The 23,963-nt window shown below is 37.9% G+C and carries 23 protein-coding genes, 1 rRNA gene and 2 other annotated features; all 24 genes read right to left on the reverse strand.

Annotated features, from left to right (window positions below; all coding sequences use genetic code 11):
- Positions 1-5: 5 nt before the first annotated feature.
- Positions 6-3,542: a DNA-directed RNA polymerase subunit beta gene (gene rpoB, locus ABC228_RS18265; protein ID WP_345826613.1), complete on the reverse strand. Its 3,537-nt coding sequence runs from the start codon at positions 3,540-3,542 to the stop codon at positions 6-8.
- A gap of 467 nt (positions 3,543-4,009) precedes the next feature.
- Complete coding sequence (locus ABC228_RS18270) at positions 4,010-4,612, reverse strand: class I SAM-dependent methyltransferase (RefSeq protein ID WP_345826614.1); 603 nt, start codon at positions 4,610-4,612, stop codon at positions 4,010-4,012.
- Positions 4,613-4,723: 111 nt separating this feature from the next.
- On the reverse strand, positions 4,724-5,089 hold the full coding sequence (gene rplL / locus ABC228_RS18275) for a 50S ribosomal protein L7/L12 (RefSeq protein ID WP_345826615.1): 366 nt from the start codon (positions 5,087-5,089) through the stop codon (positions 4,724-4,726).
- A 63-nt stretch (positions 5,090-5,152) separates the two neighbouring features.
- Positions 5,153-5,653 (reverse strand): 50S ribosomal protein L10, encoded by a 501-nt coding sequence (gene rplJ / locus ABC228_RS18280; protein ID WP_345826616.1) that lies wholly within the window; start codon positions 5,651-5,653, stop codon positions 5,153-5,155.
- Between the two features lie 43 nt (positions 5,654-5,696).
- Positions 5,697-5,828, reverse strand: a sequence feature (ribosomal protein L10 leader region).
- Positions 5,829-5,876: 48 nt separating this feature from the next.
- Complete coding sequence (gene rplA, locus ABC228_RS18285; protein WP_345826617.1) at positions 5,877-6,569, reverse strand: 50S ribosomal protein L1; 693 nt, start codon at positions 6,567-6,569, stop codon at positions 5,877-5,879.
- 174 nt (positions 6,570-6,743) lie between these two features.
- A complete protein-coding gene (gene rplK / locus ABC228_RS18290; protein WP_345826638.1) occupies positions 6,744-7,169 on the reverse strand; it encodes a 50S ribosomal protein L11 in 426 nt (141 codons plus the stop codon).
- Positions 7,170-7,324: 155 nt separating this feature from the next.
- On the reverse strand, positions 7,325-7,858 hold the full coding sequence (gene nusG, locus ABC228_RS18295; RefSeq protein ID WP_345826618.1) for a transcription termination/antitermination protein NusG: 534 nt from the start codon (positions 7,856-7,858) through the stop codon (positions 7,325-7,327).
- Positions 7,859-8,015: 157 nt separating this feature from the next.
- Positions 8,016-8,186, reverse strand: a complete 171-nt coding sequence (gene secE / locus ABC228_RS18300) for a preprotein translocase subunit SecE (RefSeq protein ID WP_345826619.1) — start codon at positions 8,184-8,186, stop codon at positions 8,016-8,018.
- A gap of 57 nt (positions 8,187-8,243) precedes the next feature.
- Positions 8,244-8,393, reverse strand: coding sequence for a 50S ribosomal protein L33 (rpmG, locus tag ABC228_RS18305; protein WP_345826639.1), 150 nt, complete (start codon positions 8,391-8,393; stop codon positions 8,244-8,246).
- A gap of 68 nt (positions 8,394-8,461) precedes the next feature.
- Positions 8,462-9,112 carry an RNA polymerase sporulation sigma factor SigH gene (gene sigH / locus ABC228_RS18310; protein WP_345826620.1) on the reverse strand — a complete coding sequence of 217 codons (651 nt, stop codon included), beginning with the start codon at positions 9,110-9,112 and terminating at the stop codon, positions 8,462-8,464.
- A gap of 265 nt (positions 9,113-9,377) precedes the next feature.
- The gene (locus ABC228_RS18315; RefSeq protein ID WP_345826621.1) at positions 9,378-9,887 is read right to left on the reverse strand and encodes an NYN domain-containing protein; all 510 of its coding nucleotides are present in this window, start codon (positions 9,885-9,887) and stop codon (positions 9,378-9,380) included.
- Between the two features lie 3 nt (positions 9,888-9,890).
- Entirely contained in the window at positions 9,891-10,634 is a 744-nt protein-coding gene (gene rlmB, locus ABC228_RS18320; RefSeq protein ID WP_345826622.1) for a 23S rRNA (guanosine(2251)-2'-O)-methyltransferase RlmB, read from the reverse strand.
- Positions 10,635-11,033 (reverse strand): Mini-ribonuclease 3, encoded by a 399-nt coding sequence (locus ABC228_RS18325; RefSeq protein WP_345826623.1) that lies wholly within the window; start codon positions 11,031-11,033, stop codon positions 10,635-10,637.
- Between the two features lie 3 nt (positions 11,034-11,036).
- The gene (gene cysS / locus ABC228_RS18330; RefSeq protein ID WP_345826624.1) at positions 11,037-12,437 is read right to left on the reverse strand and encodes a cysteine--tRNA ligase; all 1,401 of its coding nucleotides are present in this window, start codon (positions 12,435-12,437) and stop codon (positions 11,037-11,039) included.
- Between the two features lie 3 nt (positions 12,438-12,440).
- Positions 12,441-13,088, reverse strand: coding sequence for a serine O-acetyltransferase (gene cysE / locus ABC228_RS18335; RefSeq protein WP_345826625.1), 648 nt, complete (start codon positions 13,086-13,088; stop codon positions 12,441-12,443).
- A gap of 77 nt (positions 13,089-13,165) precedes the next feature.
- Positions 13,166-13,376: a binding site (T-box leader), on the reverse strand.
- Between the two features lie 68 nt (positions 13,377-13,444).
- On the reverse strand, positions 13,445-14,914 hold the full coding sequence (gene gltX, locus ABC228_RS18340) for a glutamate--tRNA ligase (RefSeq protein WP_345826626.1): 1,470 nt from the start codon (positions 14,912-14,914) through the stop codon (positions 13,445-13,447).
- Between the two features lie 158 nt (positions 14,915-15,072).
- Positions 15,073-16,170, reverse strand: a complete 1,098-nt coding sequence (locus ABC228_RS18345; protein ID WP_345826627.1) for a PIN/TRAM domain-containing protein — start codon at positions 16,168-16,170, stop codon at positions 15,073-15,075.
- Between the two features lie 193 nt (positions 16,171-16,363).
- Positions 16,364-17,737: a DNA repair protein RadA gene (gene radA / locus ABC228_RS18350; RefSeq protein WP_345826628.1), complete on the reverse strand. Its 1,374-nt coding sequence runs from the start codon at positions 17,735-17,737 to the stop codon at positions 16,364-16,366.
- Positions 17,738-17,962: 225 nt separating this feature from the next.
- On the reverse strand, positions 17,963-20,389 hold the full coding sequence (gene clpC / locus ABC228_RS18355) for an ATP-dependent protease ATP-binding subunit ClpC (protein ID WP_345826629.1): 2,427 nt from the start codon (positions 20,387-20,389) through the stop codon (positions 17,963-17,965).
- 17 nt (positions 20,390-20,406) lie between these two features.
- Positions 20,407-21,471 (reverse strand): protein-arginine kinase McsB, encoded by a 1,065-nt coding sequence (gene mcsB, locus ABC228_RS18360; RefSeq protein WP_345826630.1) that lies wholly within the window; start codon positions 21,469-21,471, stop codon positions 20,407-20,409.
- Positions 21,468-22,016, reverse strand: coding sequence for a protein-arginine kinase activator protein McsA (gene mcsA / locus ABC228_RS18365; protein WP_345826631.1), 549 nt, complete (start codon positions 22,014-22,016; stop codon positions 21,468-21,470). The genes mcsB and mcsA overlap by 4 nt, the downstream gene beginning before the upstream one ends.
- Positions 22,017-22,057: 41 nt before the next feature.
- Positions 22,058-22,519: a CtsR family transcriptional regulator gene (locus tag ABC228_RS18370; RefSeq protein WP_345826632.1), complete on the reverse strand. Its 462-nt coding sequence runs from the start codon at positions 22,517-22,519 to the stop codon at positions 22,058-22,060.
- A 287-nt stretch (positions 22,520-22,806) separates the two neighbouring features.
- Positions 22,807-23,502: an MgtC/SapB family protein gene (locus tag ABC228_RS18375; protein WP_345826633.1), complete on the reverse strand. Its 696-nt coding sequence runs from the start codon at positions 23,500-23,502 to the stop codon at positions 22,807-22,809.
- Positions 23,503-23,666: 164 nt separating this feature from the next.
- Positions 23,667-23,782: ribosomal RNA gene (gene rrf, locus ABC228_RS18380) — 5S ribosomal RNA — on the reverse strand.
- Positions 23,783-23,963 lie beyond the last annotated feature (181 nt).

Consider the following 23,963-nt stretch of genomic DNA (forward strand, 5'->3'; position numbering starts at 1 on the left):
ACCCATTAATTTTCTTCAACCTCTAAATTCAACTTACTTGCCGCTTGTGTTTCTTCTTCTTCTAAATCACGCATCTCAATTTCTGATTCATCACCAGCGAGAATCTTAACGTCTAAACCTAGACTTTGTAATTCTTTGATCAGTACCTTAAATGATTCCGGTACTCCTGGCTCTGGAACATTGTCGCCTTTAACAATTGATTCATATGTTTTAACACGACCAACAACGTCGTCTGATTTAACAGTTAAGATTTCTTGAAGCGTATAGGCAGCACCATATGCTTCTAATGCCCAAACCTCCATCTCACCGAAACGCTGTCCACCAAATTGTGCTTTACCACCCAGTGGTTGCTGCGTAACAAGTGAATATGGTCCAGTAGAACGAGCGTGTAACTTATCATCAACCATGTGCGCTAGTTTAATCATATACATGACCCCAACAGATACGCGGTTGTCGAATGGTACCCCTGTTCTTCCATCATATAAGATTGTTTTGGCATCCCTTGGCATGCCCGCTTCTTCAAGCGTATCCCAAACATCCTGTTCATTTGCTCCATCAAAAACTGGTGTTGCAACGTGAATTCCAAGTTGTCTAGCAGCCATACCTAAATGTAATTCAAACACCTGTCCGATGTTCATACGAGAAGGTACCCCTAATGGGTTAAGCATGATATCAACTGGTGTACCATCTGGTAAATATGGCATATCTTCTTCTGGTAATATTCTAGAGATTACACCCTTATTACCATGTCGACCAGCCATTTTATCTCCTTCGTGTATTTTACGTTTTTGAACAATATATACACGAACTAGTTCATTTACACCTGGTGGTAATTCGTCACCATCTTCACGGTTAAACACTTTAACATCTAATACAATACCACCTGCACCATGAGGCACACGTAATGATGTATCACGTACTTCACGAGCTTTTTCTCCGAAGATCGCATGTAGTAAACGCTCTTCCGCTGAAAGCTCGGTTACTCCCTTAGGTGTAACCTTACCAACTAAGATATCACCGTCAGATACCTCTGCTCCAATACGGATAATACCTTGCTCGTTAAGATTTTTAAGGGCATCTTCACCAACGTTTGGAATATCCCTTGTGATTTCTTCTGGTCCAAGCTTTGTATCACGAGCTTCAGATTCATATTCTTCAATATGAATAGAAGTATAAACATCATCTTTCACCAATCGCTCACTCATAATGATGGCATCCTCGTAGTTGTAACCTTCCCATGTCATGAACGCAACTAATACGTTACGACCTAAAGCAAGTTCTCCTTTTTCCATAGAAGGACCATCAGCAAGCACTTCGCCTTTGGTAACACGATTGCCTTCACTCACGATTGGACGTTGGTTATAACAAGTACCTTGGTTAGAACGAATAAACTTTTGAAGCTTATAACGATCTAAATCACCTTTTACTTCTTTACCATCTACTTCAGATATACGTCGTACTAATACTTCTTTCGCTTCAACACGCTCGACAATACCTTCATGCCTACAGATAATCGCAGCTCCAGAGTCTTTACCAGAAACATACTCCATACCCGTACCAACAATAGGAGCCTCAGGGTTTAATAATGGAACTGCCTGACGTTGCATGTTCGCACCCATTAGAGCACGGTTTGAGTCATCATTTTCTAAGAATGGAATACACGCTGTCGCAGCTGATACAACCTGCTTCGGTGATACATCCATATAATCGATTTTCTCACGAGCTACTACGGTGTTTTCACCACGGAAACGAGCGATAACTTCATCATCCGTAAATGTTCCATCATCACTTAATCTCGCATTCGCCTGTGCTACAACATAATTGTCTTCTTCATCGGCTGTAAGATAGTCAATTTGTGCTGTAACCTTACCTGTATCAGGATCTACACGACGATAAGGAGTTTCAATAAATCCAAACTTATTTACCTTCGCATACGATGACAGCGAGTTAATTAATCCAATGTTCGGTCCCTCTGGCGTTTCAATCGGACACATACGGCCATAGTGTGAGTAGTGAACGTCACGCACTTCAAAGCCTGCACGCTCACGCGTTAACCCACCTGGTCCTAATGCGGATAGACGACGCTTATGTGTTAATTCTGCTAATGGATTCGTTTGATCCATGAACTGAGATAGCTGTGAACTACCAAAGAACTCTTTAATCGAAGCGATTACCGGACGAATATTAATTAATTGTTGCGGCGTCACGCTAGATGTGTCTTGAATAGACATACGCTCACGAACAACCCGTTCCATACGAGATAACCCAATACGGAATTGGTTTTGTAATAATTCACCAACAGAACGAAGTCTACGGTTACCTAAATGATCGATATCATCTGTGTCCCCAACTTGGTGAAGTAAGTTAAAGAAATAGCTAATGGATGCTAATATATCTGCTGGTGTAATATGTTTTACACTTGTATCAATATTGGCATTACCAAGTACATTAAGTGCTCTTTCTCCACTTGGATCTGTAGGATCAACAATTTTTATTGATTGAATACGAATAGGGTCCTCTAACACACCATCATGTGGTTCAAGAACTCTTTCCCCTAAGATTACTTCATCATTCTCTAAGTAAGGGATTATTTTATCTAAAAGTCTACGCTCTACTTTATCACCAGCTTGCGCCAAAACTTCTCCTGTTTCTGAGTCTACAATTGGCTCAGCAAGCACTTGGTTGAACAAGCGATTCTTGATGTGAAGTTTTTTATTGATCTTATAGCGTCCTACATGAGCAAGGTCATAACGCTTTGGATCAAAGAAACGTGAAATTAATAAGCTTTTTGCATTCTCAACAGTAGGTGGTTCACCCGGACGCAAACGCTCATAAATTTCAAGTAGCGCTTTTTCAGTTGTTTCGGTATTATCTTTTTCTAGGGTGTTAATGAGATATTCATTCTCACCAATCAGATCAATAATTTCTTGATCTGAACCAAAGCCTAGAGCACGTAAAAGAACCGTAATTGGCAACTTACGTGTACGATCAATACGGACATAAGCAACATCTTTCGCATCTGTTTCAAACTCTAACCAAGCTCCTCGGTTAGGGATTACAGTTGCTGCTACTCCTCTTTTTCCGTTTTTATCGATTTTTTCATTGAAGTAGACACTTGGTGAACGAACAAGCTGTGATACGATAACACGTTCAGCTCCGTTAATAACGAATGTACCAGTATCTGTCATGAGAGGGAAGTCTCCCATAAAGACTTCTTGCTCTTTCACTTCGCCAGTTTCGTTATTAATCAAACGAACCTTGACACGAAGCGGAGCATTGTAAGTAACATCTCTTTCTTTCGATTCATCTACAGGATATTTAGGTTCTCCCAAACTATAATCTACAAATTCTAACGATAGATTTCCTGTAAAATCCTCAATTGGAGAAATGTCTTGAAACATTTCTCGCAAACCTTCTTCCATAAACCATTGATATGAAGCGGTTTGGATTTCGATAAGATTCGGCAATTCTAATACTTCACTGATGCGCGCATAACTTCTGCGTTGGCGGTGCCGTCCATACTGAACTAGTTGACCTGTCAACTGCTTCACCTCTCAAATCATGCATATTTTATTTGCGAGCTACTGCCCACATTTGAAAATAACTAATATATTGTTAGAAAACAGCATTATCTAGGAAGATAACCCTAGAAGGGTAGTTTTCTAATACCACAAAACGTTGTAAAAATGCTAATATGTCTCATACAAATAGCGACTCAAGAACTTCTACTATAAAACAAGATTTTATGTAATATCTCATTTGTTTCAAGAAAATAATTACTTGCCATACCCAAAATAATGGGTTATCATTTTAGAATAGAAAAGCAACAAGCCCCTCCAAAACCTTCTCAATAAATGAGAAAAATAGATAGAACGCCCACAAACTCGATTCTATCATTGTTTCCGATAAGCAATGAATTATACACTTTTCTTTAATTCATAAAAATTCCTCTTGACAAGGAAGTCCCATATTAGCATTTTATTATATTATCACACTCTAAATCAAGAAGTCAAATGTTTTTGGCGCACAAAATATAGTAGCCTTTACTGCGCGTTACGGTTTCACAGTTCCCAAATAACGATTCAAGCTTTTCAATTGCTGATGGCGCACCTTGTTTTTTTTGAATAACAACCCAAAGCTCCCCACCTTTTAGCAGACTAGCTTTACCGCCCTCAAACATTCCATGAACAACCTTTTTCCCAGCCCTTATCGGCGGATTTGTTACTATCGCAGCAAATTGCCTACCTTCTAAGTTCGTGAATTGATCACTTTGCACAAACTCAACATTTGCTATGCCATTATGCTTGGAATTGGATTCCGCAAGTGCTAACGCTCGCTCATTCACATCAGCCATCACCACTTGGCGATCCGGCAAGTAATCAGCAATCGTCATCCCCATCGGCCCATAACCACAACCTAAATCCAAGATATCTCCATCAACTTCTGGTGCAGTAAATGCCTCTACTAACAATCTCGTTCCAAAATCTATTTCATTCTTTGAAAAAACACCGATATCACTTGTAAAGCTATAGTTTTTTCCTCGTAATTGATAATTCCATGTCTTGGGTGAACTTTTTGATTGGGGTTTTTGTGAAAAGTAATGCTCAGACATTCCAGCACCTACTTTACTGTATTATGTAATCAGAAGAATTCAAGTGTAAATATAGAGCCCGTCGATAAACACGACGAGCTCTTTTAATTTTAATAGAATCAATCCATTAAATTATTTAACTTCTACAGTAGCGCCTGCTTCTTCAAGTTTAGCTTTAACTTCTTCAGCTTCTTCTTTAGCAACGCCTTCTTTAACAGCTTTAGGAGCGTTATCAACTAAGTCTTTAGCATCTTTTAAGCCAAGACCAGTGATTTCGCGTACCGCTTTAACAACTTTGATTTTAGAAGCACCAGCGTCAGCAAGTACAACATCAAATTCAGTTTTTTCAGCAGCAGCGTCTCCACCAGCAGCTCCACCAGCAACAGCAACAGGTGCTGCAGCAGTTACTCCAAATTCTTCTTCAATAGCTTTAACAAGATCGTTAAGATCTAGTACTGACATTTCTTTAATAGCATCGATAATTTGCTCTTTAGTCATTTTTAGTTCCTCCTAATTTTTATAAGTTTTTATGATGAGACTGTTTGTTGATATCGTATCAACTTACGCGCCTTGTTCTTCTTTCTGTTCTGCAATTGCTTTTGTAACATAAGCGAAATTGCGGACTGGTGCTTGTAGTACGCTGAGTAGCATAGAAAGCATACCCTCGTAGTTTGGTAGGTCTGCAAGCTCCTTGATTTGATCAAGTGTTACAATTTGGCCTTCTAGTACGCCGCCTTTAATTTCCAAAGCTTCATGTTCTTTCGCAAAGTTGCTTAGGATTTTAGCGGGAGCAATTACATCATCCTTACTGAATGCAATAGCAGTTGGTCCAACTAGTGCTTCGTTCAACTCACCTAGATTAGCATCTTCAGCAGCACGGCGTGTCATTGTGTTTTTGTAAACTTTAAATTCAACACCAGCATCACGAAGTTCTTTACGAAGTTGAGTTACTTCCGCAACATCAAGACCACGGTAGTCAACCAATACAGTTGATTGGCTTTCACGAAGTTTATCAGCGATTTCTTGCACTAATTGTTGTTTCTTTTCTAATACGTTTGACATTGTTCCACCTCCCGTTAGTTTTATCCATTATACCGTTCGGGTTTCAATCATTAAGAGAGCCCCCATGTAGACATGGAGGCTCGAATAAACAAATTTATCTATTTGTCTCAAACACCTCGGCAGGAAATTAAGCTTCATCAGCACCTACTGTCTACGGTACAACGTATTCAATTATTCAACGAAATTTAGTATACCGAATATGCTGTGAAAAGTCAATTACCAATTAACGGTAGTTTGAAACGTCAACTCTGATTCCAGGTCCCATAGTTGAAGTAATTGCTACATTACGCATATAAATCCCTTTTGCAGCTTGAGGCTTAACTTTAACGATTGTTTCTACAAGCGCTACAAAGTTTTCAACTAGCTTTTGATCATCGAAAGAGATTTTTCCGATTGGAACGTGGATGTTTGATTGTTTATCTACACGATATTCAACCTTACCAGCTTTAATTTCTTTAACAGCTTTTTCCACTTCGAATGTAACAGTACCTGTTTTAGGGTTTGGCATTAAGCCTTTAGGTCCTAGAACACGTCCTAATTTACCAACCTCAGCCATCATATCAGGAGTCGCAACAATCACATCAAACTCGAACCAACCTTGGTTGATTTTGTTGATTAGATCTTGATCCCCTACATAATCTGCTCCAGCTGCTTCTGCTTCTTTAAGTTTTTCACCTTTAGCGAAAACCAATACACGTTGTGTTTTACCAGTTCCGTGTGGTAAAACAAAAGCACCACGAATTTGTTGGTCTGCTTTCTTAGGGTCAACCCCTAGACGAAAAGCAACTTCAACTGTTTCGTCAAACTTAGCTTTAGCTGTTTCTTTTAATAAAGTTACAGCTTCGTTTATTTCATAAGATTTAGAACGATCAACAAGCTTCACAGCTTCTTGATATCTTTTACCTTTTTTAGCCATTTTAAAATTTCCTCCTCTATTGTGGTAATAACGGTAATACCTCCCACTTATAAAAGCACGGATGCTTTTATAAAGCTTACACAAATAATTTATAGGCTCATAAATTATCACGAAAAAGGTTGCGCGAAACGGAAGACCATCACCGCAACCTTAAGTTAGTAACATTTGAAAGTATTAGTCTTCGATAACAATACCCATGCTACGTGCAGTTCCTTCAACCATGCGCATCGCTGCTTCTACGTCAGCGGCGTTTAAATCTGGCATCTTAGTTTCTGCAATTTCTCTTACTTTATCACGTTTCAAAGTCGCAACTTTGTTTTTATTAGGCTCTCCAGAACCTGACTCTAAGCCAGCTGCTTTTTTAAGCAATACTGCTGCAGGTGGAGTTTTCGTAATAAACGTAAATGAACGGTCTTCAAATACTGTGATTTCAACCGGAATAATTAAACCAGCTTGATCTTGCGTACGAGCATTGAATTCTTTACAGAATCCCATGATATTAACACCGGCTTGACCAAGTGCAGGTCCTACTGGCGGTGCTGGGTTCGCTTTACCAGCTGGAATTTGCAATTTTACTAATTTGATAACTTTTTTAGCCACGAGACACACCTCCTTAAAGTCCGTGATGTGGTAATTGGGACACTTCGTCCCTCCCACTCATTTTTTCCATTACCCTGTTGTCTCAAGGGCATGAATAACAAAAGAATTTTAGCATGAAAACACAAAAAATGCAAGGCCTTAATTATATGAAAGCCTTAAATCTTTTCAATTTGAGAGAAATCCAATTCAACTGGAGTTTCTCTACCGAACATATTAACATGAACCTTAAGCTTTTGTTTATCAACATCAATATGTTCAATAGATCCTGTGAAGTTTGAAAACGGACCATCTATAACACGGACATTTTCCTTCAATTCAAAATCAACTTGAACGACCTTCTCTGCCATACCCATACGCTTTAAGATTGTGTCCACTTCATCTGGCATTAATGGTGTTGGTTTTGTTCCACCACCACTAGAACCGATAAAGCCCGTTACCCCTGGCGTGTTACGTACAACATACCAAGAGTCATCAGTCATAATCATCTCTGCCAAAACATAGCCAGGGAAAACTTTCTTCTTTAATACCTTCTTTTTACCATTTTTAATTTCTGTTTCTTCTTCTTCTGGTACGATTACTCGGAAGATTTTATCTTCCATTCCCATTGTTTCAACACGTTTTTCTAAATTCGCTTTTACTTTATTTTCATACCCAGAATATGTATGAATAACAAACCAGTTTTTCTCCATTTCTTCAGGACAATACCTTGCCCTTCCCTCCCTTTGTAGGTGATTTCAACTTGTTCATACAACTAAAAAAATCGTATTAAAAAAACCCGTAATTTTTCCGGGTTTTTAATAATAATCTCTATTCACTTTCATTATAGCATACTTATAGGAAATTTATTCAAAAAAATAAGTTCAAGAGTTCTGATATTCCTAAATCAATTAATCCAAAGAAAACAGCCATAAACACCACTGTTGAAATAACGACAACCGTATAGCTTGTCAATTCTTTTCCTTTTGGCCAGCTAACCTTTTTCATTTCTCTAGATACATTTTTAAGAAACTTAAACATACTTGTACCCTCCCCAAACTCAACCTGAAGATGCATAGAAACTTTATTAAAATCGATTTATTTTGTTTCGCGATGCAATGTATGTTGCCCACATGTCTTGCAATATTTACGCACTTCCAAACGTGAAGTTTGTGTGGATACATTCTTACTAGTTGTATAATTTCTGCTAGAGCAAATTGCACACGCTAAAGTAATTTTTTTCGTCATCATGTCACCCCGTTACGGGTTATTCCTCATATAAATGTAGCATGGTTGTCCAATTGTGTCAACGCCACCTATGAATTCACTTCATTCGTTTCCATAAGCTGCTCTAATTTTCGTTTTACGCGTTGGAGCGCATTATCAATTGATTTCACATGCCTATCTAAGTCCACTGAAATCTCTTGATACGACCTACCTTCTAAGTATAAATGGAGTACTCTCTTTTCAAATTCACTTAACAATTCAGATAACTTGACTTCCATATCTCCGAATTTCTCTTGATTCACTAATAACTCCTGAGGATCTATTGCTTTCGAACCTGCAATAACATCGAGTAAGGTTCGATCTGACTCTTCGTCATAAATAGGCTTGTCCAGTGATACATATGAATTTAAAGGAATATGTTTTTGTCTTGTAGCTGTCTTAATTGCCGTAATAATTTGTCTTGTAATACATAGCTCTGCAAATGCTTTAAAGGATGTTAACTTTTCACCATCATAATCGCGGATTGCCTTATACAGGCCAATCATCCCCTCTTGGATGATATCCTCTTTATCGGCACCGATTAAGAAATAAGTTCTAGCTTTAGCCCGGACAAAATTCTTGTACTTATGGATTAGATAATCCAACGCTTGGGTATCCCCTTGATGGATTCGCATTAAAATTTCATCATCATCAAGCTTAAGTAAATTGTCGTTGTTTTTGATTAATTGCTTGATGTTCACTCCGGAAAGCCTCCTTGAACAAGCTGTAGTCAATATTAAAAATATTATACAGTAAGCGCTTCGATAACTCAATAGCCTAAATCTTCTAAACAATATTAAACGCTAATCGTAAAAGCAAGTGATTAACATGTTTTCACGCACAAATAGCCTCAGCATTTTACTTAAAAGCAAATTTTGGGTTTGCAACGTAAAACAAACAAATTCATGAAATGACTTTAGAACACGAATTTACAATAAAAAAATGGAGAAGCAGGAAGTTCCGGTACTATATATCCCCTCTTCTCCATTTTTCAAACTTCTCTAAGACATCTTTTTCCAGTGGAATTTTTGATTTTGGCTTTGCTTTTAAGTGCTGCGTAACACTATGCTTTATTTCACGTTCCAGGTTTTCAAATTCAATCTCTAATTCCCTTGCTGACTTTCGCAATGCTCCTTGCCCAAAAATAATGCGTTGTTCAGCATAATCAGAAGTAGCAACATAGACTTGTGTTTTCACGTTTTTCAACTTCTTCACGAGACGTTCAATACATTCATCTGCTGTTTCCTTCTCTTTTGTATAAATTACCTCGACCTTATACTGCTTTAATTTATTTTCAATTCCTCGTACATAATAAGCATCAAAAACAATAATGACGCGGTATCCAGAATATGCCTGGTACTCAGCCATCATCTCTATTAACCGATCACGTGCTTGTCCAATATCCTTTTGCTTTAATTGCTTTAATTCATCCCAATCACCAATGATGTTATATCCGTCTACCACTAATACAACCATTTGTTATTCACCAATTGGATACCTTTTACGGTAGACCTCATAAAGCAATAAACTACAAGCAACCGATGCATTTAGCGAGGAAACCTTGCCCTTCATCGGAAGACTAACTGTCCAATCACATTTTTCCCGCACCAATCTACTCATACCTTTTCCTTCATTACCAATTACTAATGCAATCGGCAAGGTACCATCGAGCTGTCGATAATCCTCCGTTGCCTCCGCTTCTGTTCCTACTACCCAAACATTTCGTTGCTTCAGCTCTTCAATCGTTGTGGCAATATTTGTTACACGTACAACGGGAATATGTTCAAGTGCACCTGCTGCTGTCTTCGCAACGGTTGCCGTAAGCCCCACAGATCGTCTTTTGGGAATAATTACGCCGTGTGCTCCCGTTGCATCAGCGGTTCTTAATATAGAACCTAGGTTATGCGGATCCTCCAATTCATCCAAGATAATGAAAAAAGGATCTTCATTTCTCTCTTCGGATCGGGCAAATAAATCTTCCAGGGATGCATATTGATAGGAAGCCACATAAGCGATAACTCCCTGGTGATTTCCATCTGATAGTTGGTCAAGCTTTGTTTTAGGAACCTTTTGTACAATTGTTCCGGCAGACTTACCTTGCTGAATAATTTTCCCTTGAACACTTCCAGTTAATTGTTCTGAAATGAGCACTTTGTTTACGGAACGCCCTGATTTTAATGCTTCTAATACTGGATTTTTTCCAATAATCATTTCCTGATCCATTTAAGCATTCCTCCCTTCAAGATTGTGTATCGCTAATTCTATTAATTCGTTTAAACGCAATTTATTATTCGAAAGATAATGGTAGCCAATTAACGCCTCAAATGCCGTACTATAGCGATAGGTTTGTACACTTGTGTTTTTAGGGACTGAGCCAGATTTAGCATTTCTTCCCCTCGACACAATTTGCTTTTCTTCGTCAGAAAGAATCTCTTGCTCTAGCCAGTTTAACAACACCCAAGCTTGCGCCTTCGCAGATACAAAGGTGATTGCTTCCTGATGTAGTTGATTCGGTTTTACGGTTCCAGCTTGAAGTAAATGTTCGCGAACATACACTTCATAGATTGCGTCGCCCATATAGGCGAGGGCTAAACTCTTCATTTGTTTAATATTTGTTTGCATGAGTTAGCCCCTCTTCCATCGTACCCCTTGTGGTGTATCTTCTAAAATAATGTTTTTTGCTTTTAATAAATCTCGAATTTCATCCGCACGAGCAAAATTTCGTTCTTTTCGCGCTTGATTTCTTTCTTCAATTAACCTCTCTATGTCTTCATCAAGCAATGCTTCATTGCTTTCAATTGTAATCCCAAGTGTTTCTAATAATGATTTTATTGTATCTTGGAATACGGTAATGACCGCTTCTGCTGTATGAGCAGAATTCAAGTAAACATTCGCTTCCTTTGTAAGATCGAATAGGACAGAGATTGCATTAGCAGTATTAAAGTCATCATCCATTTCTGCTTCAAATTGCTTCTTTAAGGTATCAACTTTAGCAAGCCATTCGTTTGTATCGTGTTCCAGATTAGTACTAGAAGCCTTACGATGCTCCAAGTTATGATAGGCTGTTCTTACACGCTCCAAGCTGCTTTTTGCTGATTCCAATAGCTCTTCTGAAAAATTAATAGGATGACGGTAATGCACACTTAACATAAAGAAACGAATAACATTAGGGTCATGCTGTTTTAATAGGTCTCTTGTTAAGACAAAATTACCTAGTGATTTAGACATCTTTTCATTATTAATATTAATATACCCATTATGCATCCAATAGTTTGCAAAAGTTTTGCCATTGTTAGCTTCTGATTGCGCAATTTCATTTTCGTGGTGTGGGAAGGTTAAGTCCTGTCCCCCAGCATGTATATCAATCGTCTCACCTAGATATCGTTTTGCCATTGCGGAGCATTCGATATGCCATCCAGGTCGTCCCTTACCCCAAGGAGAGTCCCAAGCAATTTCTCCTTCCTTTGCACCTTTCCATAATGCAAAATCAAGAGGATCGTCTTTTTTCTCACCAATTTGTATTCTCGCACCTGACCTTAACTCATCAATTGACTGATGGGATAGTTTTCCATAGTTTTCAAAGGCTCTAGGTTTAAAGTAAACATCTCCGTCCGCTTCGTATGCAAAACCTTTTTTCACTAAATCATCAATGAACTGAATGATATCTTCCATTGTGTCGGTTACCCTTGGGTTATAGGTAGCTTTTTTTACACCTAATGTACTTACATCCTCCATATAAGCATCAATAAATCGATTGGAAACATCAAATACATTTTCACCTAGTTCATTGGCTGTTTTAATAATTTTATCGTCAACGTCGGTAAAATTTAGTACATAGCTAACTTCATATCCTTTGTATTCCAAATATCTACGTACCGTATCAAAAACAATAGCTGGACGAGCATTTCCAATATGAATGTAGTTGTACACTGTCGGGCCACACACATACATGCGTACCTTTCCTTCTTCAATCGGTTTAAATTCCTGCTTATCTCTTGTCAGCGTGTTATAGATTGTAATTGTCATACGCTACTTCCCTTCCTTTAGTTGAGCAATTTCTAATTTTAATTGATCAATTTCCTTCTGCATTTCTGTACATTTATCCGCGACAGGATCCGGTAATTTATGATGCTCTAAATCTTTTTGTACCTTTTCACCATTTTGAACTACAACGGTCCCTGGTATCCCGACGACTGTTGAATGATCAGGAACATCTTTTAATACAACTGACCCAGCTCCGACCTTCGCACTTTCCCCGATGGTAATAGAGCCTAGCACCTTTGCACCAGAAGCAATTAGAGCATTATCCTTAACAGTAGGGTGCCGTTTCCCTTTTTCTTTTCCGGTACCGCCTAAGGTTACGCCTTGAAATATGGTTACATTATTCCCAATTTCACAGGTTTCCCCAATGACAACCCCCATGCCATGATCAATAAATAATCTTCGGCCAACTTTTGCGCCTGGATGTATTTCAATTCCAGTAAAAAATCGGCTTACTTGTGAGATGACCCTCGCAATGAAAAAAAGCTTTCGTTTATAAAATGCATGTGCGATCCGGTGGGACCAAACAGCATGCAAACCTGAATACGTTAAAAACACTTCGAAATAGGTTCTAGCAGCTGGATCTTGCTCAAACACAACATCCATATCTTCTTTCATCCGTTTAAATATCCCCATGAGAATCCCCCATTTCTAAATAAGCTACTCGTGAAACTATCCCCACACAATATTAAAAAGCGTCTCTGTGTATGATACACAGAGACGCTTTAGCGCGGTTCCACTCTGTTTGAAGGCAGTACCTCCCAACTCTGTTCTAATAACGGTAGACAACCGCCGTTATGTACTAAGATTCCATAACGGACTCCAAGGTGCACTTCATAGTCTGAGATTAAAATCACTTTCAGCCAAGGTGATTATCTCTGTGTAATCAAGCAGACTACTACTTTCCCTTTTCAACGTTCCTTTTATATTGTATTACTACTATATTATATTTCACCCAAAATGTGAATTAGAATAACTTGAAGTGAACAAGCTTATGCACCTAGTTCTTTTAATAAATCATCTAAACGCTCTAGGATAACTTCTTTTCCAAGTAATTCAATTGCTAATGGAAGTTCTGGACCATGGGTTTGCCCAGTTGTTGCGACACGAATTGGCATAAATAGCTTTTTCCCACGATGACCAGTTTCTTTTTGTGTTGCCTTTATTTGGTCTTTAATCGTATCTTTATTAAATTCATCTAAATGAATTAATTTATCCGTGAATACTTGTAATACTTCAGGCACCTGTTCTTCATCGAGGACTGCTTTTGCTTCTTCATTATATTCAATCGCTTTATGGAAGAACATTTCGGTAAGCTCCACAATCTCTTGGCCATAACGTAATTGTTCACGGTATAATTCAATTACTTTCTCCGTCCAAGCTCTTGTACGCTCATCCATATTTTCAGGTATTCTTCCAGCTTCAATTAAATGCGGCATTGCTAATCCGATTACAGTATCTAAATCAGCTGCTTTAATATATTCATTGTTCATCCATTTTAATTTTTGAACGTCAAAAATTGCTGGAGAAGTCGACAGACGTTTTGGCTCAAAAATTTCAATTAGCTTTTCTTTACCAAAGATTTCTTCTTCACCAACAGGAGACCAACCAAGCAGGGCAATAAAATTAAATAAAGCCTCTGGAAGATATCCTAAATTACGATATTGCTCAATAAACTGTAAAATATGCTGATCTCGTTTACTTAGCTTCTTACGATTTTCGTTTAAGATTAATGTCATATGCCCGAAAGTTGGAGCTTCCCAACCAAATGCTTGATATACCATAAGCTGTTTTGGAGTATTAGAGATATGCTCTTCTCCGCGTAAGACATGGGTAATACCCATCAAATGATCATCAATTGCTACCGCAAAGTTATAGGTTGGTACACCATTCTTCTTTACTATAACCCAATCGCCAATATCACTTGATTCAAACTTAATGGTTTCACGAACCATATCATCAAATGTAAAGGTTACATTTTCAGGTACGCGGAATCGAATACTTGGCTTACGACCTTCCGCTTCAAAACTAGTGATTTGTTCTGGAGTAAGATCTCGATGCTTACCTGAGTATTTAGGAGCCTGTCCACTTGCAATTTGTTCTTCGCGTTCTTGCTCTAATTCCTCTTCTGTCATATAACACTTGTATGCTAGTCCTCTATCAAGTAGTTCTGCAACATACTTATTATAAAGATCTAAGCGCTCCATTTGACGATAAGGACCATAATCTCCACCAACATCTGCTCCTTCATCCCACTCAACGCCTAACCATTTCAAAAACTTGAGCTGGCTTTCTTCTCCACCTTCTACGTTTCTCTTATCATCTGTATCTTCAATACGAATAATAAACTTTCCATCAAAATGTTTTGCAAATAAATAATTAAATAAAGCGGTACGTGCATTACCAATATGCAGATGCCCAGTTGGGCTCGGTGCATAGCGTACGCGAACTTCCTTTGTCATAATTTAGTCTCGTCCTTTCGCAATAACTTTTCACTCTTGAATTTTATGTATTGTATCGTCAATTACTCGATAGCATAACACGTTCTTCTAATTAAACCAAAAGTGATAACATCGCTATGTTATCACTTTTTTATTTGACAATATAAGTTATACCTTTTTTACAGTGCTTTTTCAAGTAATTTTGGTTTTGCAAATATCATCCGACCTGCAGAAGTTTGTAAAACACTAGTTATAAGTACTTCAATCGTTTTGCCTATATAATTTCTACCTTCTTCCACAACAATCATCGTACCATCGTCTAGATATGCAATACCTTGATTTTGTTCTTTTCCATCTTTAATTACTTGAACCATTAACTCTTCACCAGGTAATACAACTGGTTTGACCGCATTGGCAAGATCGTTAATGTTTAATACACGAACTCCCTGTAAATCACAAACCTTGTTCAAATTAAAATCATTTGTCACCACAATACCATCAATTACCTTAGCAAGCTTTATTAGCTTACTATCTACTTCATGAATATCTTCAAAATCACCTTCATAGATTTCTACTTTAATAGGCAGTTCTTTTTGAATGCGATTTAAGACATCCAAACCACGACGACCACGATTTCGTTTTAGAACATCTGATGAATCCGCTATATGCTGTAGTTCACCTAACACAAACTGTGGAATTATTATCGTACCTTCTAAAAAGTTGGTTTGACATATATCTGCAACTCGACCATCGATAATAACACTAGTATCTAGTATCTTCGCACGTGGTTGGTTTATCTCCACGTTGTCCACTTCCGACGTTCGTTTCTTATCCTTTTCTTTTCGACTTATTGTTAGAAGATTTAACAATTCATCACGGCGTCTGAATCCAACTTGAAATCCAAAATAACCTAATAGAATCGTGATAAACAACGGAATTACCTTTGATACAATTTCAATATTTATTTCTTGTAAAGGAATGTTCATTAAGTATGCTGTCACAAGTCCAATAATCAAACCAAGACTACCAAACAGTAAATCACCAATTGGTATTTTAACAAGTCCTTCTTCGATCCACCTCAAAAAGTCCACAATATAATCAGCAACCCAGTACGAAATAACAAATAAAATAATTGCACCTAATGCCGTTCCTAAGTATGGTGAATCAACCCAAGATAATTCTGTAAAATCTAATAGCCTAATTAAATATGGTATATATAAATACCCAATGGTACCACCAGAAATAATAAAGAACAAATGTACAATCTTTTTCAGCACCACTGTCACCTCCTACCACTATTATTACCTATTAACCTAAAAAAATAACCATTATTTTCAAATTAGAATCGTACTTCACCATCATAGCATAGCTTCTCGAAACAATCAAATTGTCAAAACATTAAATCTTAACACATTTATCTATTAAAAGTCAATCAAAATTCGACAAAATTCTATCAATTTTACCAACCTGTTATCTGGTTACCCCAATTTCTAATGCCTCTTGTACTGATTTCACACCAATAACTTGAATGTTATTAGGGGTTGTCCAGCCATCTAAGTTATTTTGAGGACATATCACACGTTTAAATCCTAATTTAGCCGCTTCCTGAACACGTTGTTCTATTCGAGAAACACGTCTAATCTCTCCGGTTAATCCAACCTCACCTATAAAAATATCATCCGGGCGAGTGGGGAGGTCTCGAAAGCTAGAAGTAATGCTAATCGCAATGGCTAAATCAATTGCGGGCTCATCAAGCTTCACACCACCTGCAACTTTAATATAGGCATCTTGATTCTGCAGCATTAATCCAACACGTTTTTCTAATACAGCCATTAAAAGTGGTACACGATTATGATCAATTCCGGTTGCCATTCTTCTTGGATTTCCAAAGCTAGATGGCGATATTAACGCCTGTATCTCCACTAATACCGGTCTTGTCCCCTCCATGGAGGCTACTACAGTTGAACCGGCAGCACCTTGTGATCGTTCTTCTAAAAATATCTCCGAAGGATTCATAACCTCTCGTAATCCTTCTTCCTTCATTTCAAAAATTCCCATCTCATTTGTACTACCAAATCGATTTTTCACCCCGCGTAATATACGATAGGTATGATGTCTTTCCCCTTCAAAATAAAGCACTGCATCAACCATATGCTCCAATAATCTTGGACCAGCAATTGCACCTTCTTTTGTAACATGACCAACAATGAAAATTGGTACTCCGGTTGTCTTCGCAATACGCATTAATTCGCTTGTACACTCTCTAACCTGTGACACACTACCAGGAGCACTAGAAACCTCTTCCCGATAAATGGTCTGAATTGAATCAATGACAACAAGTGAGGGGTTTAATTGTTCAATATGATTAGCAATATTAAGTAAGTTAGTCTCCGATAACACATAAAGCAAATCCGAATTTACCCCAAGTCGATCTGCTCTAAGCTTGGTTTGTCTCGTAGATTCTTCACCAGATATATACAATACCGGATGCTGCTTTTCTGCAAGCTGGGATGAAACTTGTAATAATAAAGTAGATTTTCCAATACCTGGATCCCCTCCAATTAATACAAGCGAGCCCGGAACGATTCCTCCACCTAATACACGATTTAATTCTTTTAAATTTGTCGTAATCCTTGGTTCTTGCTGTGATTCTATTGATGTTATTTTTTCCGGTTTACTACCGGCACTGGAAACGCCACTGAACGTATGTCGATTTGGTTTCCCTGTTATTTCTATTTCTTCGACTAATGTATTCCAGTTATGGCAGCCAGGACACTTTCCCATCCATTTTGCTGTTTCATAACCGCAATCCTGACAGACAAATTTAGTTTTTCGCTTTGCCAATAAAACTCAGCCCTTTCACTTAACTCTATTATATACGTATCAGAAGGTATATAGGTTACAGATATCTATCAATTTCATATATTATTCCTTAGTTATGCCACATTTACAGAAATTATCTGTCTATATTTTAGCATGCAATTACGATTTTGTTTATGAAATGAAAGACTAGAAGGTATGATTACCTCCTAGTCTTTCGAAAAAATTCCTATTAAATTATTTTTTAGACTAAGGTAAAATGATGAATTCCCCTTTATTGTTTAAGCCAATTTTAACTTTTTGGCCAATGCTAATGGTACCTTTTAATAACTCTTCTGATAATAAATCCTCTATATTTTTTTGGATTGATCTACGTAATGGTCTTGCTCCATATTCCGGATCGAAGCCTTCATTTGCAATCTTTTCAATGGCTTTTTCCGTAAGGGTGAAGTCTATCTCCTGTTCAATTAGACGTTTTTGAACATCTTTTATCATCAACGTTACAATATTCTTCATATGTTTTTTCTCTAATGAATGGAAGACGATTGTTTCATCAATACGGTTTAAAAACTCTGGACGGAATGCTTTCTTTAATTCATCCATCACTTTTGATTTCATTTGGCTATAATCCTTACCATCTTCCTCTAGATTAAAGCCAACATATTTATTACGCTTCAACTCACTCGCACCGACATTGGATGTCATGATAAGCACAGTGTTTCGAAAATCGACTACACGGCCCTTTGAATCAGTTAGACGGCCATCCTCTAAAACCTGTAATAATATATTAAATACTTCTGGATGTGCCTTCTCTACTTCATCTAATAACACCACAGAATATGGTTTTCTACGTACCTTTTCTGTTAATTGTCCGCCTTCTTCATAGCCAACATAGCCTGGAGGCGAACCGACTAGACGTGATGTGGAGTGTTTTTCCATATACTCAGACATATCAATTCGAATCATTGCATCTTCATCTGCGAACATCGCTTCAGCAAGCGCACGTGCAAGCTCTGTTTTCCCTACTCCTGTTGGTCCTAGGAAAATGAATGAACCAATCGGACGCTTAGGATCCTTTAATCCAGCACGCGCTCTACGAATCGCCTTGGAAACTGCCTTAACGGCTTCCTCTTGGCCGATAACACGACTGTGTAACACTTCTTCTAAGTTTAATAGACGTTCGCTCTCATCCTTCGTAAGCTTCGAAACTGGAACACCAGTCCAAGTGGATACAATACTCGCAATGTCATCAACCGTGACTTGTGAATCCTCTTGTCCCTGCTTTTCCTTCCACTCATTTTTCGTTGTTTCTAATTGCTCACGTAAGCGTTGCTCTGTATCTCTTAATGAAGCTGCTTTTTCGAATTCCTGACTTTGTACCGCTGCATCTTTTTCTTTACGAACTTCTTCTAGCTTCAGCTCTAAATCTTTTAAATTTGGTGGAACCGTGTAAGAACGTAGTCTTACTTTCGATCCTGCTTCATCAATTAAATCAATCGCCTTGTCAGGTAAAAACCGGTCTGTAATATAACGATCCGATAATTTAGCTGCAGCTTCAATTGCTTCATCTGTTATCGTAACACGATGATGTGCTTCGTAACGATCACGCAGTCCCTTTAAGATTTGTACCGTTTCTTCCAACGTTGGTTCATCCACTTGAATTGGTTGGAATCTTCTTTCTAATGCTGCATCCTTCTCAATGTATTTACGATACTCTTCTAGCGTTGTCGCGCCAATACATTGCAGTTCGCCACGTGCTAATGAAGGCTTTAGGATATTGGATGCGTCAATGGCACCCTCAGCGCCACCAGCACCAATTAATGTATGCAATTCATCAATAAATAGAATGATGTTCCCCGCTTGGCGAATTTCTTCCATTACCTTCTTCAGCCGGTCTTCAAATTCACCACGATATTTAGTACCTGCAACAACCGTCCCCATATCTAATGTCATGACCCGCTTATCGCGTAATGTTTCAGGAACCTCATTATTGATTATCTGTTGAGCTAATCCTTCTGCTACAGCAGTTTTACCAACACCGGGTTCACCAATTAATACCGGATTGTTTTTCGTACGACGGCTCAACACCTGGATGACACGTTCAATTTCTTTGCTTCGACCAATCACAGGATCGATATTGCCATCTTTCGCACTTGCGGTTAAATCACGTGCTAATGAATCTAAGGTAGGGGTGTTTGCACTAGAAGTTTGCCCACGCCCTTGTCTACCTGCTTGTGATTCATTACTACCTAATAATTGAAGCACTTGCTGCCTTGCTTTATTTAAACTTACACCTAAGTTATTTAATACACGTGCTGCTACGCCTTCTCCTTCACGAATTAGCCCAAGTAAAATGTGTTCTGTTCCAACATAGGAGTGGCCTAATTTCCTTGCTTCATCCTGAGATAGCTCCACTACTTTTTTTGCTCTCGGTGTATAGTGAATAGTTTGCATTGGCTGTTTTCCAGTACCAATTAACTTTTCAACCTCATCTTGAATCTTGGAAACTTCAAGACCAAGTGACTCGAGTGCTTTTGCAGCAATTCCTTCCCCTTCGCGAACTAATCCAAGTAGAATATGTTCTGTACCAATATTATTATGACCAAGGCGTACAGCTTCTTCTTGTGATAACGCTAATACTTTTTGTGCTCTCTCTGTAAAACGTCCAAACATCATATTGCATTTCCTCCTACCTATTCCTTAAATTGTAATCGTTCTCGGATTAAAGAGGCTCTTAATACATCTCTTTCACTCGCTGTTAAAGTCTTTTTAGCATAATGCTGCAAAAAGCCTGGTTGTGTTAAAACTATTAGTTCATTAAGTATATTACGTGAAACATTATTAATGATTCCTAAATCTATCCCTAATCGAACATTTGATAAGCATCTTGCCGCTTCTTTTGATTCGATAATTCTACTATACTCTAGTACCCCTAAGGAACGATATATGCGATCCTCCAGCTCCATGCCAGACTGTTCTAGAATTCTTGTTCTAGCTTTTCGTTCATGTTCAATTAACTGTTGAACCACACTTTCTAAATCCTCGATGATATGCTCCTCAGTTTTTCCTAGTGTGATTTGATTAGAAATTTGAAAAAGATTACCTAATGCTTCACTGCCTTCTCCATAAATCCCTCTTACAACAAGCCCCAATTGATTGATAGCAGGCATCATTCGATTGATCTGCTTTGTCATTGCTAGTGCTGGCAGATGCATCATAACAGATGCTCGCATCCCAGTACCTACATTAGTTGGACAGCTTGTTAAAAATCCTCTGGTCTCATCAAAGGCATAATTTACCTTTTCCTCTAACCAATCATCAAATTCAAGCGCCTTTTTTAAGGCTTTTGTTAGTTGAAGACCTGGAAAATATATTTGAATACGAATATGGTCTTCTTCATTTATCATGACAGAAACCTGTTCATTAGTTGAAATCATTGTTGCTGCCGCCCCATCTTTTTTGGCCAATAGAGGACTAATCAAATGTTTTTCAACTAAAACACTTTTTTCGATATTAGATAGGTCACGGATGGAAGCAAATTCAAAATTCTCATATTCTTGAAATGAATGATGCTCATATTCCTTCTTTAGAAAATCACGAATTTGCTCTAAATCCTCTTGATTGGCAATAATCGGAAACGGCATATCCGCGAAGTTCCGCGCTAGTCGAATTCGACTGCTTAATACAATATCATTGTCGGGTCCTTGTTCTCGCATCCATGGACTCATCGCCTCATTCATGAAATGCTGCAGCGTCATTGACTATCACCCGCTTCTTTATGATTAATCTTATTTTCTAGCTCTTTAATTCTGTCACGTACGACAGCAGCTTGTTCAAATTCCTCGTTTACGATTAAATCCTGTAATTCAGCTTTAAACGATGTAAGCTGCTTTTTCAGATGGAGGCTTCCACCTTTTCTTTTCGGAATCTTACCACGGTGTTCGGTATTACCACTATGAACACGTCGGAATATAGGGTTTAGATTCGAGGAGAATGTGTGATAGCATTCGCCACATCCAAACTTACCAATTCGTTTAAAATCTGAAAATGTTAAACCACATTTCGAGCATTGAAGCTCCTTTTCTTTTTGAGGTTGCGTACTATGTTGACCTCCAACATGGCTCGAATCAAAGTTAAATAACCCTGTTAATAAATTATGGAGAGAATACCCCTCTTCGGGATATGTCATATAACCCTTTTCTTTTGCACACACCTCACAAATTTGAACCTCTGTTTTATGTCCATTTATGACTTGTGTATAATGCAGGGTGGCAGGTCTTTGATGACATTCTTGGCACTCCATTGTTTTTCCCCCTTATGCGGATACTAAAACCAATAGGTTGCTTATAGATACTTAAGTGTCGTAAGCATGGATGTTAGAATTCTTGCTCGTATTTCATCTCGAAGTGGCAGTTGAAATGCTAGTGTATTTCTTCCAATACCGCTAACCATTATTTTTGCTTCTCGTTGCGTTATGATTTCTTCTTCTACAAGACGTTCTAACACATCAATTGCTCCCTGTTGTGTTACAGTTGGATTTATTAGACGAATTATATCATCAATTAACTCTGACTTATCTTGGTGCTTTATTCGTATAATACGAATATAACCGCCACCGCCTCTTTTACTTTCTACAATATAACCCTTTTCAATAGTAAAGCGAGTATTAATAACATAATTAATCTGTGACGGTACACATTGGAATTGATCTGCAATTTCGCTTCGCTTTATCTCAATTGCATCTTGCCCTTTTGCTTGCAATACCTTCTTTAAATATTGTTCGATAATATCAGAAATGTTGCTCATATGATAACCTCCCCTTATTCAAGAGCGATTCCAAAGTAATGCTTTTGACTTTGACTATCTTTGACTTTATTTTTATTATACTTTAATTTTTCATAGATGCAACTATCTTACCCTTCCTATTCTAGACAAAATGTGTAGAAACAAAACCAAAATATGAAACTTCTTATGTATGCCTACATCCATTTACCGAAGCATGCTGGGAATTATAACAGAGGTACAGTAAAAACCGCACATTAATTGGGGAGTTTTATCATTAAGTGTACGGTCTTTATCATTTCATAAGCTAGCTACTTTTCAGAAACACTCTTAATAAAATCAATTGCGGAAAGCTTCTCAAATAATATAACTCGATTCAAATTTTCTTTCGGTTCTACCTTAATAAAAATGCTTCTTAAATTATTTTCTACTTTAACAACCTCTACTTGTGAAATTTTCAAGGTTGCTTCCTCCAATATTGCTATAACCTTATTGATTGCAAGCTCCGAATGGGCAACAATTTCTATCACGAACGACTGTTTACCTTTCGTAAAGAGTTTTTCAAAATTATTTAAAAAGACCAGACTTAATAAAATAACAAGAGTTGTGAATACCGCAACAGCATACATACCAGCTCCTACTACTAACCCAAGTCCAGCTACAGCCCAAATCGATGCAGCAGTAGTCAATCCCCTGATCGTACCGCCATAGACCATAATGGTTCCAGCTCCTAGAAATCCTATTCCACTTATTACATAGGAAGGTATGCGTGCCGGGTCAAACCGGATGTTATCATACTTATCAATGTATGCTTCAAATCCAAACAATGATAATACCATCATTAAACAAGCTCCTACGCCCACCAAAATATGTGTGCGAAATCCTGCTGAATGATTTTTCAATTCACGCTCAAAACCAATTAAACCTGATAATACTAACGCGATAAGAACACGAATTACAATTAGAAGAAAGTTCTCACCAATTAACTCTTCCATAAATAGATGCATATAAAACCTCCTTCATTTACTTCTATTATTTAGTTTAGTATTCAATTATGTAAATATGAATTTTGATTTATTTTTCACCATACCCATCACGATCACTACTAAAACATATATATATATAGAAAAAAGCTAAGTTACAAAAATTGTAACTTAGCTTTTTAAAAATTGCCTGGCAACGTCCTACTCTCACAGGGGCAATGCCCCAACTACCATCGGCGCTGAAGAGCTTAACTGCTGTGTTCGGTATGGGAACAGGTGTGACCTCTTCGCCTTCATCACCAGATAAAGGTATGTTTTTCTGAACAAATAATGAACAGAACCTCCAATATTCAATTGGATTTATACCCTGAAAACTAAATAAGCAAAACAAACGACTCAAAAAGTGTTAGTTAAGTCCTCGATCGATTAGTATCCGTCAGCTCCACGTGTCACCACGCTTCCACCTCGGACCTATCAACCTCATC

Source organism: Ornithinibacillus xuwenensis, from assembly GCF_039614845.1.
In the GTDB taxonomy this organism is placed as follows: Bacteria; Bacillota; Bacilli; order Bacillales; family Amphibacillaceae; genus Ornithinibacillus; species Ornithinibacillus xuwenensis.

Coding starts and splice junctions, on each gene's coding strand:
- ABC228_RS18270 (WP_345826614.1), bottom strand. CDS start 4,612: ATGTCTGAGCATTACTTTTCACAAAAACCCCAATCAAAAAGTTCACCC.
- rplL (WP_345826615.1), bottom strand. CDS start 5,089: ATGACTAAAGAGCAAATTATCGATGCTATTAAAGAAATGTCAGTACTA.
- rplJ (WP_345826616.1), bottom strand. CDS start 5,653: ATGTCAAACGTATTAGAAAAGAAACAACAATTAGTGCAAGAAATCGCT.
- rplA (WP_345826617.1), bottom strand. CDS start 6,569: ATGGCTAAAAAAGGTAAAAGATATCAAGAAGCTGTGAAGCTTGTTGAT.
- nusG (WP_345826618.1), bottom strand. CDS start 7,858: ATGGAGAAAAACTGGTTTGTTATTCATACATATTCTGGGTATGAAAAT.
- secE (WP_345826619.1), bottom strand. CDS start 8,186: ATGTTTAAGTTTCTTAAAAATGTATCTAGAGAAATGAAAAAGGTTAGC.
- rpmG (WP_345826639.1), bottom strand. CDS start 8,393: ATGACGAAAAAAATTACTTTAGCGTGTGCAATTTGCTCTAGCAGAAAT.
- ABC228_RS18315 (WP_345826621.1), bottom strand. CDS start 9,887: ATGGTTGTATTAGTGGTAGACGGATATAACATCATTGGTGATTGGGAT.
- rlmB (WP_345826622.1), bottom strand. CDS start 10,634: ATGGATCAGGAAATGATTATTGGAAAAAATCCAGTATTAGAAGCATTA.
- ABC228_RS18325 (WP_345826623.1), bottom strand. CDS start 11,033: ATGCAAACAAATATTAAACAAATGAAGAGTTTAGCCCTCGCCTATATG.
- cysS (WP_345826624.1), bottom strand. CDS start 12,437: ATGACAATTACAATCTATAACACGCTGACAAGAGATAAGCAGGAATTT.
- cysE (WP_345826625.1), bottom strand. CDS start 13,088: ATGGGGATATTTAAACGGATGAAAGAAGATATGGATGTTGTGTTTGAG.
- gltX (WP_345826626.1), bottom strand. CDS start 14,914: ATGACAAAGGAAGTTCGCGTACGCTATGCACCGAGCCCAACTGGGCAT.
- clpC (WP_345826629.1), bottom strand. CDS start 20,389: ATGATGTTTGGACGTTTTACAGAGAGAGCACAAAAAGTATTAGCGTTA.
- mcsB (WP_345826630.1), bottom strand. CDS start 21,471: ATGACGCTGCAGCATTTCATGAATGAGGCGATGAGTCCATGGATGCGA.
- mcsA (WP_345826631.1), bottom strand. CDS start 22,016: ATGGAGTGCCAAGAATGTCATCAAAGACCTGCCACCCTGCATTATACA.
- ABC228_RS18370 (WP_345826632.1), bottom strand. CDS start 22,519: ATGAGCAACATTTCTGATATTATCGAACAATATTTAAAGAAGGTATTG.
- ABC228_RS18375 (WP_345826633.1), bottom strand. CDS start 23,502: ATGCATCTATTTATGGAAGAGTTAATTGGTGAGAACTTTCTTCTAATT.